Raw genomic sequence first — 16,690 nt, 5'->3', positions numbered from 1 at the left:
CCGGCACCACCTCAACCACCAGACGGCGAGCCACCGCCTTCCCGGAACCAGGCCGATCTGCCGATCAAGGGGCAGATCGAGGGGCCCCGAGTCACATCGGGCACCCCGCTGGGACCAGCAGCCACCCGATCCGCTGCGACCGGCAGCCACCCGATGCGACGGGACCAGCAGCCACCCCATCCAGCAGGACCGAGGCCCGATCCGACGGGACCGACCCGATCCGACGAGATCCGGCAGCCATCCGAGTGGGCGATCACGGGGTCCCCCACCGACGAACCACCAGGACCCCGAGCGAACCCCACCACCCGCCCGCTAGGGTTCCCGGCGATGTCATTCGCCAGCCCCCTCTTCCTGTGGTTCTTCATGCCGCTACTCCTAGCGGCTCTACTGACCACACCCAGAACCTGGCGCAACGGCGTCGTGGCGGTGGCGAGCCTCCTCTTCTACGCCAGCGGCGCGGGCGGCACCACCCTGCTCCTCCTGGCCTGCATGCTCGTCAACTACCTGGCGGGCCCCCGCCTGGAACCGGACCAGGACCCCGCGGTCCGCCGCAAGCTCCTCCTGGGCGTCATCACGTTCAACCTGGGCATCCTGGTCGTCTGGAAGTACCTGGGATTCGCCACGGACCAGCTGGACACCATCGCGGAAGCCCTGGGCGGCGACTTCCCGGTGGTCCACCTGGCCCTGCCGATCGGCATCTCCTTCTACACCTTCCACCACATCTCCTACGTGGTGGACATCTACCGGGGCGAGCGCAGGGCGCTCAAGGACCCGGTCTCGTTCATCACCTACATCGCCATGTTCCCGCAGCTGGTGGCGGGGCCGATCGTCCGCTTCCGGGAGATCTCCGACCAGCTCCCCCAGCACCGCACCCACCGCCTGGACGACATCGCCGCGGGCTTCCCCCGGTTCGCGCTCGGCCTGTGCAAGAAGGTCATCATCGCGGACTCGCTGGCCCCGATGGTCGACGCGTGCTTCGCGACCCCGTCCGACGAGATGACGTTCTCCATCGCCTGGCTGGGCGCGGTGGGCTACACCCTCCAGCTGTACTTCGACTTCTCCGGCTACTCGGACATGGCCATCGGCCTCGGCCGGATGCTCGGCTTCCGGCTCCCGGAGAACTTCGCCCGCCCGTACTCCTCCGTGACCGTCACGGAGTTCTGGCGGCGGTGGCACATGTCGCTTTCCCGGTGGTTCCGCGACTACGTCTACATCCCGCTGGGCGGCAACCGGCACGGCGTGGCGAAGACGTACCGGAACCTCGGGATCGTGTTCGTGCTCACCGGTTTTTGGCACGGGGCGAACTGGACGTTCCTCGTGTGGGGTTTGTTCCACGGCGCCCTGCTCGTTGTAGAACGCAGTTTTGGATGGGATTCCACCCCTGCGTCGAAAAATGCGCGCATCGGCAGGCGGGCATTGACGATGTTGCTCGTGGTGATCGGCTGGGTGTTCTTCCGGTCGGCCGACCTCGGCTCCGCGTTCACGATGCTGGGTCATCTGCTGCTGCCGGATTTCTCCGGCGTATCCGAGGCTGTGAGCGTCGCCACAACGAATCAGCGACTACTGATCCTGGTGGTCGCGCTGGTCATTGTCGTATTGCCCACATCCCCGGTGAGCGGCCCGTACCTGGAGTCCTCAAGGGACAAGATCGCCAGCGTGGCCCGCGTCTCGTTGATGACGGTCGGCCTGACCTACGCGGCAATCCTCGTCGCGGGAGGGACCTTCAGCCCGTTCCTGTACTACCAGTTCTGATGTCGAGCGAATAACGATACCGCCCGGTACATTGGTCGATAAGCAGGAACCCAAACTGGCCCACTCGGCGCAACCCGTCAAGAGGTAGTCCGGCGAACTTCGACAGAGCGTAATCGCAGAGCGCTTCACCACAGTGTGACGAATGTCAACTGTCAATATTAACCGGGGCCAATTTCGTATCATAACTACTTTATGTAACCGACCTACTCCGTTCAGGTACACACTGTGGTAGGACAGAGATTGCACTACCGGCAGCTTCTACCGTCTTCAACGGAGAAATAGGTTACTTCGGGTGGGGGTAACGTGAGTCGCTCTTCGGGGCCGAACGACCTGGAGGGGTTGTGACCTCCCAGGGAACGTTGCGCGCGCTCGTGAGCGACCGCGAGTTCCGCGGCCTGTGGATCGGCTCGACGGTGTCAACGGCGGGTGACCAGCTCGCGGCCGTGGCCCTGTCACTCCTGGTGTTCGAGCGCACCGGCTCCCCCCTCTGGACCGCCCTCACGTGGTCGCTGACGCTCTTCCCGCCGCTGATCGCCGGTCCGCTGCTCGGCTGGCTGGCCGACCGCTTCCCCCGGCGCACCGTGATGATCATCTGCGCGTGGCTCCAGGCCGGGATCGTGGGCCTGATGGCACTGCCTGCGACGCCGCTGTGGCTGATGATCACGCTGCTGGTCGCCGTGCAGGTGGTGGCCTCGCCGTTCCTCGCGGCCCAGGAGGCGAGCCTCCCCTCGGTGCTGCCCGACGAGCGCTACGACGACGGGGTGGCGCTGTTCGGCACGTCGGTCGACGTGGCCCAGATGGCGGGGCTGGCCGCCGCGGGGTTCATCGTCACCGCCTCCAGCCCGAGCGTGGCGCTGGCGATCGACGCCGTGACGTTCGTGCTCGTCGCCATCCTGGTGCACACGTCGGTGAAGCACCGGCCCGCCGCCGACCCCCGGCGGCACCGCAGGGTCGACACCACGGGCGAACCACCCCGCCAGGGCGTGTTCACGCTCCTCGTGACGGAGCCGAGGCTGCGCAGCCTCATGGGCATGCGCCTGCTCGCGGGTCTCGCGATGGTGCCGGAGGGCCTGGCCGTGCCGCTGGCCGCCAGCCTCGACGCCGTGTGGGCCGTCGGGCTCATCCTGGCGATCGAACCCGCGGCGAACGTGCTGGGCGTGGCCGTGCTGTTCCGCTGGGTTCGGGAACCCGCCAAACGCGAGCGGCTCATCGGGCCGCTCGCTATCCTGTCGTTGGCGCCCCTGGTCCTGTTCGCGCTCGACCCGAACCTGACCTGGACGATCGCGCTCCTCGTCATCGCGGGCATGGCGGGCGCGTACCACACGCCCGCACGTTCGGCCTGGATGAGGATGCTGCCCGACGCGTACCGCGGCCGGGCATACGGAATCGGCAGGGCCGCCCTGCGATCGAGCCAGGGTGGCGGCATGGCGCTGGCAGGCGTGGTCGCCCACGCTGTGGGCTCCATCACCGCGACCATCGCGGGTGCAGGAGGCATCGGGCTGCTTCTCGCAGCCCAGGCCACGGTGTCCTGGCGCCGAGCGCGGATGCGCGGCGACCAGAAGGTGGTGGTGAGCTGAAACGGACTCATCACATATCGCGATTGTCAATCATGACGGACCTTTCGTGCGCGTCCTGCGAGGATTCGGCTGCGTACGGTGAGAATTCGGCCCCGAACTGAAGGGAGGGGGATCTCACATGTCGCGGTTGCGCATGGCAAACCCTCCTTCGCTTGGTCGTCGAGCAGCGACAGGTGCGAGCAACGGGTACCCCAACGGCACCACGGTGTGCGGACACCGCGGTGGGGTTGGTGGGACGTGGTGAAGAACAGTTTGACTGACGACCAGCCTTCCAGGGCAACCCGTTGGGTACCGATCCGGAACTGGGACCTCTGGACGCTGCGGCCAGCCGCTCTGGCGTTCTTCGTGCTGGTCGAATCGGCCGTGGCCGGAGCCGCCATTTGGCTGCTCACCACGCTGGGCACCGTCTCGGCCACGGACTGGCTCCGGTTCGGCGCGATCATGGTCGCGATCACGATCCACCTGGTGATGGTGCGTCGGGCTGAGGAGTCGCGGCGGAACGAGTCGGCCGGTCCGCACATCGACCTCACGTCGGTCTGGACGTTCGCCGCCGCCATCGCGCTTCCAGGGGGTCTCGCGGTTCTCGTCACCCTCTGGATGAGGATTCTCATCCAGCCCATCGCCCGCCGCCAGCCGTACCGGTTCGTGTTCAGCTCCTCCAGCATCCTCGGCAGCACCATGCTCGCGTGGGCGGTGGTGCACCTCTCCGGGTTCTCGCTGGCCGCCACCGGCAACATCCCGACCGACCTCGGGCTGGTCCTGGTGCTCGCGCTGGCCGCGGCGCTGAACTGGTTCGCCCAGGTCGCCACCATCGCCATCGCGTTGAAGATCGTCACCCCGCACACCAGGCTCGTCGAGTTCCTCGGTTCGAAGACCGACAACATGCTCGAGGTCACCACGCTGGGCGCCGGTGCGATGCTGGGCATGCTGATCACATCGCACTGGGTGGGCCCTCTGTTGCTCGTCGCTCCGGTCATCCTGGTCAACGCACTGCTGAACCTCGCCGCGGAACGGCGGGCCCACCTCGAACGGCTGCTGAGCGAGCAGGAGCAGTTGCAGCAGCAGCTCGCCGAGGACGCGCACACCGACTACCGGACCGGCCTGCTCAACACCACCGGCCTCGCCGAGTACGCGAACAGGCTCGCCGAGCGGTCGAGGCACGACGGTCAGCCCGTGACGGTACTGGCCATCGACCTCGACTTCTTCAAACGCATCAACGACACGTGGGGGCACCCCGCGGGCAACGCCGTGCTCGCGGAGGTGGGCCGCATCCTGCGCGAGAAGCTCCGACCGGGCGATGTGGCCGGAAGGGACGGTGGGGAGGAGTTCCTCGTCGTGCTGGCCGACACGGGGCTCGCACAGGGCATCCTGATCGCGGAGCGCATCCGCCAGGCCATCGCCGAGGCTGCGGTGTCCACGACGGACAAGCACCGCAACACCGTGACGCTGCGCGGTCGGGCGCTGCCACCGACCGATGAGGACGGTCCGGACGTGCGGTCGATCTCGGCGTCGATCGGGGTCGCGGTCGTGCCGGACAACGGCGACAGCCTGGCGCTCGCGCAGCACAGCGCGGACGCCGCGCTCTACGTGGCCAAGGAGAACGGCCGCAACCAGGTGCGGGTGGCGGGTCTGGACATCGGTTCGGCCGCGACGCGCCTGCCGCTCCCGCTGCCCTCCCCGCGCACCGACCAGCAGGCCGTCGCGGCCCCGGACGACACGCAGGTCAGCCGCACGGCGTGAGTCACGCCGCGGCGGCCACCCTCCGGTTGCCGATCCGGCGGACGCGGACACGGCCGACGACCCGGCAGCCGACGTAGATCGCGAACGAGATCGCGGTGACGAACGCGCTGACGGGCAGGCCGGGGGCCAGCGAGAGCACGATCCCGCCCAGCACCGCCACCTCGGCGAACAGCACCGACAGCAGCGTCGCCCGGCCGGGGCTGGACGTGACGCGGCACGCCGCCGCGGCGGGCGTGATCATCAGGGCCAGCACCAGCAGAGCGCCGACGATCTGCACGCTCAGGGCCGTGGCGATGCCGACGAGCACGGCGAACACCGGGGTCAGCACGCGCACGGGCACGCCGCGCGCGGCGGCCACGTCGGGGTCGACGCTGGCGAACAGCAGCGGCCGGTAGAGGCACGCGAGCACGACCAGCACCAGTGCCGCCGTGCCGACGAGCTGCCACACGTTGTCCGCCGCCACGCCGAACGGCTGGCCGACGAGCAGGCCGAACTTGGTCGTGGCGCGGCCGTCGTAGAGGGCGAGGAACAGCACGCCGAGCCCGAGCCCGAACGCGAGCACCGCGCCGATCACCGAGTCCCGCTCGGAGTCCTTCTGGCTCAGCAGGCCGAGCAGCAGCGCGGCCAGGACCGCGCCGCCGACGGCGCCGTAGCCGACGCTGACGCCGAGCAGCAGCGCCGCGGCTCCGCCGGTGAAGGCCAGCTCGCTGGTGCCGTGCACGGCGAACGACATCTTGCGCGTCACGACGAGCGGCCCCAGCACGCCCGCGAGCAGGCCGAGCACGGCCCCGGCGATGAGGGCGCGGTGCACGATGTCGAGGGCGAGCAGGTCGAACGTCGTGCCCAGGTCGAAGAAGGTGTCCATCAGCTCTCATCCACGACGTGGTGCGGCTGGTCCTCGCAGAGCGTGCCGGTGGCGCCGACGACCAGGATCTGGTCGCGCACCCGCACGACGTCGACCGTGGTGCCGTACAGCTCCGACAGCGTCTCCGACGTCATGACCTCGCTCGGCGGGCCGATCCGGAAGCGACCGTCCACCAGGTACAGGACCCGGTCCACGAGCGGCAGGACCGGGTTGATCTCGTGCGTGACGAACAGGACCGCGGTGTTCGACGCCCTGCGCCGGGCGTCGATCAGGTCGCTCACCACCCGCTGGTGCGCGAGGTCGAGCGACAGCAGCGGCTCGTCGCACAGCAGCACGCGCGGGTCGCCGACGAGGGCCTGCGCGACGCGGAGCCGCTGCTGCTCGCCACCGGACAGCAGCCCGATCGGCGCGTCCGCGTAGCCCTCGGCGCCGACGGCGGCCAGCACCTCGTCCACGCGGGCCCTGCGCTCGGCGCGGCCGCGCAGGCCGAGCCCCCACGCGTGCCCGTCCAGGCCGAGGCCGACGAGGTCGCGGCCCCGCAGCGTCAGCGTCGGGTCGAGCGAGCGCTGCTGGGGGACGTACCCGATCTCGCGGTTGCCCCGCCCCGGTGGCCTGCCCGCGATCTCCACCGAGCCGCCGGAGAGCGGCTGGAGGCCAAGCAGCACCCGCATGAGGCTGGTCTTGCCGGAGCCGTTCGGGCCGAGGATGGCGAGGAACTCGCCGGGCTGGACCTCCAGGTCGAGGCCCTCCCAGAGCACGCGCCTGCCGTAGGCGAGGGCGGCTCCGCGCAGCGAGACCGCCCCGCGCGGCTGCGCGGGGCGGTCTGCCGGTGTCACGTCGGTGGTGGTCGACGGTGCGGTCGTCATGGCGTCAATTCTGGCTGAGGGCGGTGGACAGCGCGTCCACCTGCTTCGTCATCCAGTCAAGGTATCCGGAAACCCCGGCGGGCAACGTCTCGGTCACCCCGACGACGGGGATGCCCGCCGTGCCCGCGCCGGAAACGAGCTGCTGGGTGACGCTGTTCTCGGTCTGGGTGTTGTTGACCAGTGCGTTGACCTGCTTGCCGGTGATGAGGCCGGTGGTCTCGGTCAGGGCGGCGACCGGAACGTCGGTCTCGTTCTCGATGGCCTCGCTGAACTCGGCGGGCGTGGCGTCGGTGATGCCCGCTGCCTCCAGGAGGTAGTGCGGCACCGGCTCGGTGACGACGACCTTGCTGCCGGGGTGGTCGGTGCCGACCTTCTGGACCGAGGTGGTCAGCCCGGCGAGCCCGTCGTCGAACGCCTTGGCGTTGGCGGTGAAGGTGTCCTTCTGGTCCGGCGCGGCGGCGGACAGCTCCTCGGCGACCTTGTCGGCGACCTTCTTGACGGTCGGCAGGTCGTACCAGACGTGCTCGTTGACGCCGTCGGCCTTGCCGGACAGGGCGAAGGCGTCGACCTGCTTGGCGGCGTCCGCGCCGGAGTCGCCGATGAGCTTGGTGAAGAAGTCGTCGTAGCCGCCGCCGTTGAACACGACCAGCTTCGCCTTGCCGAGCGCGGCCACGTCGGCGGGCTTGCTCTCGTAGGAGTGCGGGTCGGCGGACGGGTCGTCGATGATCGAGTGGACGGTCACGGCGTCGCCGCCGACGGCCTTCACGACGCTGCCCCACACGTTGGTGGAGGCGACGACGGCGACCTTGCCGTCGGCCGCCGCGGACGTGGCGGCCGTGTCGGTGCCGCCACCGCAGGCGGTGAGGGCGAGCAGGGCGACGGCGACTGCCGCGCCTGCACGGAGGTGACGCAGCGTCATCAGTGAACTCCTCGACGGGGTGAAGCTTTGGGGATGGAAACCGTTGTCGAGTTCATCTTAGAACGGATAGCGACCACCTTGTCCACCGACCCACATGCGACGAAGGCCACCCGTACTCGAACGGGTGGCCTTCGTCGGTGCTGCGGGTGGGTCAGTCGGTGAGGCGGTCACCGCTCTCCGGGTGGAACAGGTGGATCTCGCTCGCGTCACGCACAGCGACCTTGACCTCCTGGCCGAGGGTGGGGGGCGTGCGGCCGTCGACGCGGACGACGAAGCGCTCGGACGAGTCGCCGATGCGGACGGCGCCGTGCACGAGCGCGTCGGCGCCGAGCTCCTCGACCAGTTCCACGGTCATCGCCAGGCCGTCCTCGGTCGAGGTCGACGGGATGATGCCGAGGGCCTCCGGGCGGATGCCGAAGGTGATCTCCGACAGGCTCGCGCCGGACGCCACGTCCAGGGCGGCGCGCGGCAGCGGCACCACGATGCCGTCGAGCTTCGCGCCCTCGGCGGTCAGGGGCACGGTCTTGAGGTTCATGGCGGGCGAGCCGATGAACCCGGCCACGAACGCGTTGGCGGGCTTGTCGTACAGCGCGCGCGGGGTGTCGCACTGCTGGAGCAGGCCGTCCTTCAGCACCGCCACGCGGTGACCCATGGTCATGGCCTCGACCTGGTCGTGCGTCACGTAGATCGTGGTGGTGCCGAGGCGCTGCTGGAGGGCCGCGATGTTCGCGCGGGTCTCCACGCGCAGCTTCGCGTCCAGGTTGGACAGCGGCTCGTCCATGAGGAACACGGCGGGCTCGCGGACGATCGCGCGGCCCATCGCGACGCGCTGGCGCTGGCCACCGGAGAGGGCCTTCGGCTTGCGGTCGAGGTACTTGGTGAGGTCGAGCAGCTTCGCCGCCTCGCCCACCTTCTGCTTGATCTCGTCCTTGCTGACGCCGCGGAGCTTGAGCGCGAAGCCCATGTTCTCGGCGACCGTCATGTGCGGGTAGAGGGCGTAGGACTGGAACACCATCGCGATGTCGCGGCCCTTCGGCGGGACGTTGGTGACGTCCTTGCCGCCGATCTCGATGGCTCCCTCGTCGATGTCCTCCAGCCCGGCGAGCATGCGGAGGGCGGTGGACTTGCCGGAGCCCGAGGGGCCGACCAGCACCAGGAACTCGCCGTCTGCGACGTCCAGGGACAACTCGTCCACCGCGCGAACCGGCGGGTTGCCGGAGAAGATCCGCGAAGCTTTGACGTAGGCGACCTCAGCCATGTGACGCACCTTTCCAATCCAAGCGTTGGCGTCAACGTATTGATTGCAAGCGCTTACGGGAATGGGTGGATTGGTCTAGTTCCGGGGCGTCTGCGGGGCCTGCTGGAGGTGGGGCCGGGGACGTCGGGGTTGGGCAGGCCCCCGATGGCGCGAGTGTGTCGATGCCCGTTCTCGTTTGTCAAGGCGGGAAAGATGCCTTGACAAACGAGAACGGGCATGACGAGCGCTGAACATCGGGGGGCCGCCGGGGGAAGGGGTTGGAAGAGCAGTGGGCTCGCCGGGGTTGGGGGCGGGTTTGGGCATGGGGGCCGGTGGCTGCCGGTTGAGCTGGGATGAGGATGGGCCGGCTGGGGAGGGTGGGGTGGCTGGCGGAGGTGGCTGGCCAGTGGTGCTGGTGGCCCACCGCCCGGGTGGGCGGTGGGCCACCGAACGCTGGGAGTCGGAGCCGCCTGGTGAACACCTCGGCACCGGCAGCCGCCTGGCGAGCCGGCACCCCTCAGCCCTTCACCGCCCCCGACGCCAGACCGGTGACCAGGAACTTCTGCACCAGGTAGAACACCGCGATGGCCGGGATGGCCACCAGGATCGACGCCGCTGCCAAGTGGCCCCACTCGGTGCGGTTCTGCTGCACGAACACCTGGAGGCCCACGGCCAGCGTCTTCGACTCGTCAGCCGCCGACAGGAACGCCGACGCGAAGGCAACCTCGCCCCACGCCGTCAGGAACGCGTAGAACGCCGTGACCGCCAGGCCCGGCTTGGCGAGCGGCAGGATGAGCCGCCAGAAGACGCCGAACGGTGACAGGCCGTCCACCCTCCCCGCCTCGTCGATGTCGGTGGGAACGGTGTCGAAGTAGCCCTTGAGCATGTAGGTGCAGAACGGGACCGCGGTCGTGCAGTACACGAGCACCAGGCCGAACTGCTGGCCTTGCAGGCCCAGCGCCAGCAGGATGTTGTAGAGCGGCACGATCAGCACCGCGAACGGGAACATCTGCACGACCAGGAACGAGAGCATCAGCGGGCGCTTGCCGGGGAACCTGAAGCGGCTCGCGGCGTAGCCGGTGGTGGCCGACAGGAAGACCGCGATGACGGTCGTCATCAGGGCGATGGTCACCGAGTTGGCGAACCACGTGAGGAAGCTGCCCTTCTCACCGGACAGGATCCTGGCGTAGTTGTCCAGGGAGGACTCGTTGACGAGCTTCGGCGTCGTCTCGACCGCGCGCGCGTCCGGCTTGAACGACGTGACCAGCACCCAGAAGACCGGGAAGACGGCGATCAGCGACGCGACCACCAGGGTCGCGTGCAGTGCGACGCTGGCGCCCTTGGACCTGGCGTCGCGCTTGTGCGCCACGCGGTCCGGGCGGACCACCTGGAGCGAACTGGCGTCGAGCGTCATCACCACACCTCGCCTTGCTTGCGCAGCGCGCGCCGGTAGACGCCCGCGAACACCAGGAGCACCGACAGGACCAGCACGCCGTAGGTCGACGCGACGGCGTAGTCGCGGGTGGCGGACGAGAAGAAGCGTTCGAACGCGTAGGTGACCAGGATCCTGGTGTTCGGGTTCGGACCGGTGATCAGGTAGATGATCGCGAACATGTTGAACGTCCAGATGATGCCGAGCAGCACCACCGTGCTGGACACCGAGCGCAGACCGGGCAGCGTGATGTGCCGGAAGCGCTGCCACGGCGTGGCGCCGTCCACCTCCGCGGCCTCGTAGAGGTCGCCGGGGATGGCCTGGAGGCCGCCGAGCAGCGCCACCATCATGAACGGCACGCCCAGCCAGACGTTGACGATCACGACGGCGACGAGCGCCCAGTCGTTCTGGCCGAGCCAGACCGGAGGGTCGTCGACGCCGATGGCGCGCAGGCCCTGGTTGATGATGCCGTACTGCGCGTTGAACATGTACTTCCAGGTGAACGCGCTGATGAACGCGGGCACCGCCCACGGCAGGATCAGCAGCACCCGGTAGACCGCGCGGCCCTTGACCTCGCGGTTGAGCAGCAGCGCCAGGCCGAGGCCGATCGTGTAGTGGAAGAACACGCAGGAGAACGTCCAGATGAGCGTCCGGACCAGGGTGGACCAGAAGCTGCCGTAGCTGGGGTCTCCGGAGAGGACGTTGAGGTAGTTGCGCAGGCCCACCCCGGCGTAGGTCGCCGCCCGGTCGAGGACCGGGTTGGCGATGTTGCCCTCGTTGATGTTGGTGAAGGTGAAGAACACGCCCTGCGCGAGCGGGTACAGCACCAGTACGGCGATGACGACCACGACGGGCAGCACCATCGCGTAGGCGTACCAGTGGCGTTCCAGGAACCTGCGCACCGAAAACCCCTTCCCTGACCGGGGGACGCCGCGGGCCCGGAGGCCCGCGGCGGTCCCATCAGCCGATCGAGTACTCGGTGACGACCTGGTCCTTGTACGCCTTGGCGACCTCGTCGAGCGCGGCCTTGGCGTCCTTCTTGCCCGCGAGGAAGTCCGCGTAGGCGATCTTCAGCGGGTCGAACAGCTGACCGCCCTCGGGGATCCACGGGCGGGCGTGCGCGGCCTTGGCGACCGGCTCGAAGGCGGCCACGACGGGCTGGGCCTTCACGTCGGCGTTCTCGTACGCGGTCTTGCGCGTCGGCAGGAGCCCCAGCTCCTTCGCGACCCGCACCTGGGCGTCGGTGGCGCTCATGCACTGGATGAACTTGATCGACGACGCCTTCGCCTTGGTGCCCTGGCGGATGACGTAGTCGTGGCCGCCGACGGGCGCGCTGCCCCCGCCCGCGGTGTCGCCGGGGACCGGGGCGATGCCGAGGTTCGCGGCGTCGGTGAACGCCGTGCCCTTGAGGTAGTCGGCGACCGACCACGGGCCGTTGACGACCATGGCGACCTCACCGGAGGAGAAGCCGGCCTGCATGTTGTTGTAGGAGTTGCTCGGGTCCAGCGCGGTGGACGCCGCCTTCGCGTCGAGCAGGCCCTTCGCGGTCTCCAGCGCCTTCACGTTCTCCGGCGAGTTGACCACGATCTTCTTCGCGTCGGCGTCGACCAGGTCGCCGCCCGCGCCGTAGATGAAGGGCAGCGCGTAGTAGGCGTCGTTGTTGAGGAAGAACGACTTCTCGCCGCCGAGCTTGGCCGCCGCGTCCTTCAGCTCAGCCCACGTCTTCGGCGGCGTGACGCCCGCCGCGGCGAGCAGCTTCTTGTTGTAGAACAGCGCGAGCGAGTCGGTGACCTGGGGGACGCCGTAGGACTTGCCCTCGAACTTCGTGGACCCGAGCGGGGTTTCCAGGAAGTCGCCGGTGTCCTTGGCCAGCTCGGTGTCGCTGAGGTCGAGGACCAGGGAGTTCTTCGCGAGCTGCGGCACCCAGGCGACCTCGGCGCGGAACACGTCCGGCCCCTGCCCGCCCTGGGCGGCGGTCTTGTAGTTGTTGAGCGCGGCGTCGAAGGCGACCGTCTCGGTCTTGACCTTGTAACCGCCCTTGGTCGCGCACTCCTCCGCGATCTTGGTGAACACCGGGCTCTCGTTGGGACCGCTGGTGTCCCAGAACGTGACCTCACCGGAGTCCGATCCCGCGTCCGTCGAGCCTCCACCGCCGCACGCGGTGAGGACGAGAGCGCCGGTCAGACAGGCCGCCGTGGCTGTCACGAGGGTTGTACGTCGCATCGTTGCTGTCGTTCCCTCCTGCTTGCCTCACCGACGTGTCGACGACGAGGATCTTGCAAGGATTTGCATCAAGGTTGACGCGGATTTCATACCCGTGAACCCCCACTGGTCAAGGGTTTCCCCGTAGTTGTGCCTTAACGGATGAGACCATGTGTGTTAATCCGAGGCTGTTCGGGTGTTTCGGTTGCAAGAACTTGCTGCCGCGAGCACTCTTGGCCCAACAGGAGGAGGCGCGGTGTCGGGTCTGTCGGAGATCGCCAGGGCGGCGGGGGTGAGCATCTCGACGGTCAGCCGGGTGCTGAACCGCAGGGCGGGCGTCAACGAGGAGACCCGCCAGCGGGTGCTGGCCGTGCTGACCGACATGCCGTACACCCCGCGCGGGCTCGGCGCCCTCCAGCGGACCGGCGTGATCGGCCTGCTCGTGCCGGAGCTGTCGAACCCGGTGTTCCCGGCCTTCGCCGAGGCCCTGGAGACGAGGGCGGCCCGCCTGGGCTACTCGTCGCTGCTGTGCAACACCCGCGGCACCGGGACGGCCGCGATGGGCGAGGAGGAGTACGTCCGGATGCTCCTCGCCAGGGGCGTCGAGGGCATGGTGTTCGTGTCGCCGGAGATCACCAACGTCGAGGTGCCGCTCGGCAGGGCGCCGCAGCCGAGCTACTACGCCAAGCTGCTGGCCGACGGGGTGCACATGGTGTTCCTCAACGGGGCCACGCCCTCGCTGGACGTGCCGGACGTCACGGTCGACGAGCAGCTGGCCGGGTACGCCGCGACCAAGCACCTGATCCAGCTCGGCCACCGGCGGATCGGCTTCGTGTCCGGCCCGTCGCGGTCGCTGCCGTCGCGGCTCAAGCGCGCGGGCTGGGCCGCCGCGCTGGAGGAGCGGTCGCTGCCCGCGGAGTCGGCGTTCGTCGCGCACGGCCCGTTCGGGCCGCACGGCGGGGCGTCCGCCGTGGCCGCGCTGCTGGACACCGTCCGGCCGACCGCGGTGATCTGCTCGTCGGACCACATGGCGCTCGGCGCGCTGCGGGAGGCCCACCAGCGTGGGCTCTCGGTGCCGGAGGACCTGTCGATCGTGGGGTTCGACGACATCCCGCTGGCGTCGTACTGCTCGCCCTCGCTGACGACGCTGGCGCAGCCGATCGAGGAGATGGCGGGCGCCGCCGTGGACGAACTCGTGAACCGGCTCGATCCGGACAGGAGGAGGCGCGGATCGGGCAACTACACGAGGGTGTTCCGCCCCAAGCTGGTGGTGAGGGAGTCGACGGCCCCTCCCCGACGGCCCTAAATTGGTCTGGACCAAATTCTGCGAACGCAAGACGGTCCGACCTGCGCATACGCAGTAACCTCGTGACGCGCGTCCCGACTTGCTTCAGTAATTGGTTCTGAACCGTTACGGTCACTCCATGGCGCGGTCGATGCATGTGCGACGTCCTGCGACGCTGGCCTCCTTGGCCGCTGAGCTGGGCGTTTCCCGGACAACGGTGTCCAACGCGTACAACCGGCCCGACCAGCTCTCGCCAGAGCTGCGTCGACGGGTGTTGGAGACAGCAAGGCGGCTCGGATATCCGGGCCCGGACCCCGTGGCCCGGTCACTCCGGACCCGAAAAGCGGGCGCGGTCGGGCTGCTGCTCACCGAGAACCTGTCCTACGCGTTCCGCGACCCGGCGGCGCTCGGTTTCCTGGAGGGCCTCGCGCTGGCGTGCGAGGACGCGGGGACCGGGCTGATGCTGATCCCGGCGAGCCCGGAGCGCGAGGACGTGGCGGCGGTGCACCGCGCGGGCGTGGACGGCTTCGTCGTCTACTCCGTGCCGGACGACGACCCCCACCTGGCGGCCGTCCTCGAACGGCCGGTGCCGACCGTCGTCTGCGACCAGCCGGACATCGGCAACGTCGACCGGGTCGGCATCGACGACCGGTCCGCGATGAACGAGCTGGCGCAGCACCTGATCGCGATGGGCCACCGGCGCGTCGGCGTCGTCTGCATGCGCCTGGCGCGCGACCGCAACGACGGCTACGTGTCCGTCGACCGGCAGCACGCGGCCCACTTCCACGTCCAGCGCGCCCGCCTCGCGGGCCTCGCGATGGCGTTCAGCGAAGCGGGCGTCGACTGGTCGCAGGTGCCGGTCGTCGAGCGGTTCGACCACAACACGGCGTCCGGCGAGGCCGCCGCGGCCCAGGTGCTCGACCGCGACCCGACCATCACGGCGCTGATCTGCACCTCGGACATCCTGGCGCTGGGCGCGATGAACGAGGCCAAGCGCCGCGGGCTGCGCGTGCCGGAGGACCTGACGATCACCGGGTTCGACGGCATCCAGGAGGCCGAGCGCGCGGGCCTCACCACGGTGCGCCAGCCGGTGCTGGAGAAGGGGCGCGCCGCGGGCAAGCTCCTGCTCGACGTCGGTGAGCGCACCCGGCCCCGGTCGGTGAACCTCAGCACCGAACTCATCGTCGGCACGACCGCCGCGGCTCCCCGGACGATCACCGAGGAGCGCTGGTTCGGTCCGTGATCAGCTCAGCCTGAACACCACGGGGTTGCCCGCCTTGCCCGCGACCTTCGCGGTCAGCAGGTAGTCGCCCGGCCCGACCCGGCTGTGGGTGCGGCAGCCCTCGTCCGAGGTGCTGCCCGCCCAGGTCAGGCCGTAGGTGAACTGCTCGTTCGGCTGCATCACCCGCACCTCGCTGCCCTCGGTCGCGAAGCAGTGGTTGCTCGACCACAGCTGCGTCGAACCGTCCGCGCTGGTCACGACCAGTTCGCGGAGGGAACGGCCGATGTCCTTCGTGCACGGCAGCTGGCCGACGTTCACGATCTGGATCTTGAACTCGGGCTGCTGGCCGACCTCGTAGCTCGGCTTGCCGACCTCCGCGACGACGTTGATCGCCGCGTCGTCGCACGGGGCGGGTGGGCCGGGCGGCGGGGTCGGCGACGCCACCACGGGCGGTGGCGGCGGAGGGGTCGTGCTGGAACTGCTGGACGCCGCCGTCGACGGCGGCGTTGACGGCGGCGTTGACGGTGGCGTCGACGTCACGGCCTGGAGCTCCGGCTGCGGGTCGGAACGCCCCACGAGGCTCGCGACCAGCCAGATCGTGAGGAGCAGGGCGACGAGGGCCGCGCCGAGCGCTATCGCTCGACGACGCCGGTACACCGTGGCAGGCCGTGGCCCTGTGGGCTCGATCACGGAACAGACGGTAACCGGGCGGGCGTGCCGCGAGCGGGACGCTGGAGTAACCCGATGCGGTGAAAGGTGACGTTCACCGAAAGCTCTTGGCACCCGGAGCAGGAACGGTTGCAATGGACAGGAACAGTCCAGGACAGGGAGGTGTGCCGTGACCGCGATCGACGAGTTGCTGCGCCGCAACGACGAGTTGGGCAACGTCGTGCCAGGCGACCGCTCCACACCCAAACCCTCGATGCAGGTGGCGATCCTGACCTGCATGGACTCGCGCATCCGGGTCTTCGAGATCTTCGGCCTGAAGCAGGGCGAGGCGCACGTGCTGCGCAACGCGGGCGGCGTGGTCACCGACGACATGATCCGGTCGCTGGCGCTGTCGCAGCGGAAGTTGGGGACCAGGGAGGTGCTGTTGGTGCACCACACCAACTGCGGGTTGGAACTGGTCACCGAGGACGGGTTCAAGGACGAACTGGAATCGGATTCCGGAATGCGGCCGACGTGGGCGGTAGAGGCTTTCCGGGAGGTGAAGGACAGTGTGCGGGGGTCTATGAACCGGCTTCGGCACAGTGCGTTCTTGCCGTTCAAGGATGGTGTGCGGGGGTTTGTCTACGACGTGCGGACCGGAGCTTTGACCGAGGTGATCTAGGGGTCTGGTTGCGGCGAGGTCCTGAGTAGCTGCTGGTCCCGGTGCGTCCGGTAACCGCCGGTTCCAGTGCATGGGGTAACCGCTGGCCCCGGCGCATTGGATAGCCGCCGGTTCCGTCGGATCGGGTAGGTGCCGGTTGCAGCGCATTGGGTAGCTGCCCCGGTCCCAGCGGTGGTGGCCGATTTGACTCGGGGACCCCTCGATTCGCCCCTTGATCGGGCTTGCGGGCAGGGGCGGTGGCCTGCCCGATCCACCAGGGTAAG

The 16,690-nt window shown here is 69.1% G+C and carries 14 protein-coding genes; 6 read left to right on the top strand and 8 right to left on the bottom strand.

Features of this window, described 5'->3' with window-relative positions; genetic code table 11:
* Positions 1-327: 327 nt before the first annotated feature.
* The 3 genes from AC156L_RS34190 (at position 328) to AC156L_RS34180 (ending at position 5,069) form a co-directional block, all read left to right on the top strand.
* Positions 328-1,752 carry an MBOAT family O-acyltransferase gene (locus tag AC156L_RS34190; RefSeq protein ID WP_330875000.1) on the top strand — a complete coding sequence of 475 codons (1,425 nt, stop codon included), beginning with the start codon at positions 328-330 and terminating at the stop codon, positions 1,750-1,752.
* A gap of 341 nt (positions 1,753-2,093) precedes the next feature.
* Complete coding sequence (locus AC156L_RS34185; protein WP_330874999.1) at positions 2,094-3,329, top strand: MFS transporter; 1,236 nt, start codon at positions 2,094-2,096, stop codon at positions 3,327-3,329.
* A 345-nt stretch (positions 3,330-3,674) separates the two neighbouring features.
* Complete coding sequence (locus AC156L_RS34180; protein ID WP_330874998.1) at positions 3,675-5,069, top strand: GGDEF domain-containing protein; 1,395 nt, start codon at positions 3,675-3,677, stop codon at positions 5,067-5,069.
* Position 5,070: 1 nt separating this feature from the next.
* Here the strand turns inward: AC156L_RS34180 and AC156L_RS34175 are convergent, their stop codons facing one another.
* The 7 genes from AC156L_RS34175 to AC156L_RS34145 all read right to left on the bottom strand — a co-directional run bounded on the left by AC156L_RS34175 (position 5,071) and on the right by AC156L_RS34145 (position 12,611).
* The gene (locus AC156L_RS34175; RefSeq protein WP_330874997.1) at positions 5,071-5,934 is read right to left on the bottom strand and encodes a metal ABC transporter permease; all 864 of its coding nucleotides are present in this window, start codon (positions 5,932-5,934) and stop codon (positions 5,071-5,073) included.
* Positions 5,934-6,800: a metal ABC transporter ATP-binding protein gene (locus AC156L_RS34170; protein WP_330874996.1), complete on the bottom strand. Its 867-nt coding sequence runs from the start codon at positions 6,798-6,800 to the stop codon at positions 5,934-5,936. Before AC156L_RS34170 ends, AC156L_RS34175 begins: the two co-directional genes overlap by 1 nt.
* 4 nt (positions 6,801-6,804) lie before the next feature.
* Positions 6,805-7,719, bottom strand: a complete 915-nt coding sequence (locus tag AC156L_RS34165; RefSeq protein WP_330874995.1) for a metal ABC transporter solute-binding protein, Zn/Mn family — start codon at positions 7,717-7,719, stop codon at positions 6,805-6,807.
* Positions 7,720-7,870: 151 nt separating this feature from the next.
* On the bottom strand, positions 7,871-8,977 hold the full coding sequence (locus AC156L_RS34160) for an ABC transporter ATP-binding protein (RefSeq protein ID WP_330874994.1): 1,107 nt from the start codon (positions 8,975-8,977) through the stop codon (positions 7,871-7,873).
* A 496-nt stretch (positions 8,978-9,473) separates the two neighbouring features.
* Positions 9,474-10,370: a sugar ABC transporter permease gene (locus AC156L_RS34155; RefSeq protein ID WP_330874993.1), complete on the bottom strand. Its 897-nt coding sequence runs from the start codon at positions 10,368-10,370 to the stop codon at positions 9,474-9,476.
* Positions 10,370-11,290, bottom strand: a complete 921-nt coding sequence (locus tag AC156L_RS34150; protein WP_330874992.1) for a carbohydrate ABC transporter permease — start codon at positions 11,288-11,290, stop codon at positions 10,370-10,372. The genes AC156L_RS34155 and AC156L_RS34150 overlap by 1 nt, the downstream gene beginning before the upstream one ends.
* A gap of 58 nt (positions 11,291-11,348) precedes the next feature.
* A complete protein-coding gene (locus tag AC156L_RS34145) occupies positions 11,349-12,611 on the bottom strand; it encodes an extracellular solute-binding protein (RefSeq protein ID WP_330874991.1) in 1,263 nt (420 codons plus the stop codon).
* 235 nt (positions 12,612-12,846) lie between these two features.
* Between AC156L_RS34145 and AC156L_RS34140 the strand changes: the two genes are divergently transcribed.
* Both AC156L_RS34140 and AC156L_RS34135 read left to right on the top strand, forming a co-directional pair.
* Entirely contained in the window at positions 12,847-13,896 is a 1,050-nt protein-coding gene (locus AC156L_RS34140; protein ID WP_330874990.1) for a LacI family DNA-binding transcriptional regulator, read from the top strand.
* Positions 13,897-14,014: 118 nt separating this feature from the next.
* Positions 14,015-15,118 (top strand): LacI family DNA-binding transcriptional regulator, encoded by a 1,104-nt coding sequence (locus AC156L_RS34135; RefSeq protein WP_330874989.1) that lies wholly within the window; start codon positions 14,015-14,017, stop codon positions 15,116-15,118.
* Here AC156L_RS34135 and AC156L_RS34130 read toward each other — a convergent pair whose 3' ends face one another.
* Positions 15,119-15,787: a BsuPI-related putative proteinase inhibitor gene (locus AC156L_RS34130; RefSeq protein ID WP_484407617.1), complete on the bottom strand. Its 669-nt coding sequence runs from the start codon at positions 15,785-15,787 to the stop codon at positions 15,119-15,121.
* Positions 15,788-15,935: 148 nt separating this feature from the next.
* On the opposite strand from AC156L_RS34130, the gene AC156L_RS34125 reads away from it, so the two are divergent.
* Positions 15,936-16,427, top strand: a complete 492-nt coding sequence (locus AC156L_RS34125) for a beta-class carbonic anhydrase (protein ID WP_330874987.1) — start codon at positions 15,936-15,938, stop codon at positions 16,425-16,427.
* The last annotated feature ends 263 nt before the right edge of the window (positions 16,428-16,690 follow it).

This window comes from Umezawaea sp., assembly GCF_057122925.1.
The sequence above is the reverse complement of the archived record's forward strand: the minus strand, read 5'-3'. Positions and strand labels throughout refer to the sequence as shown.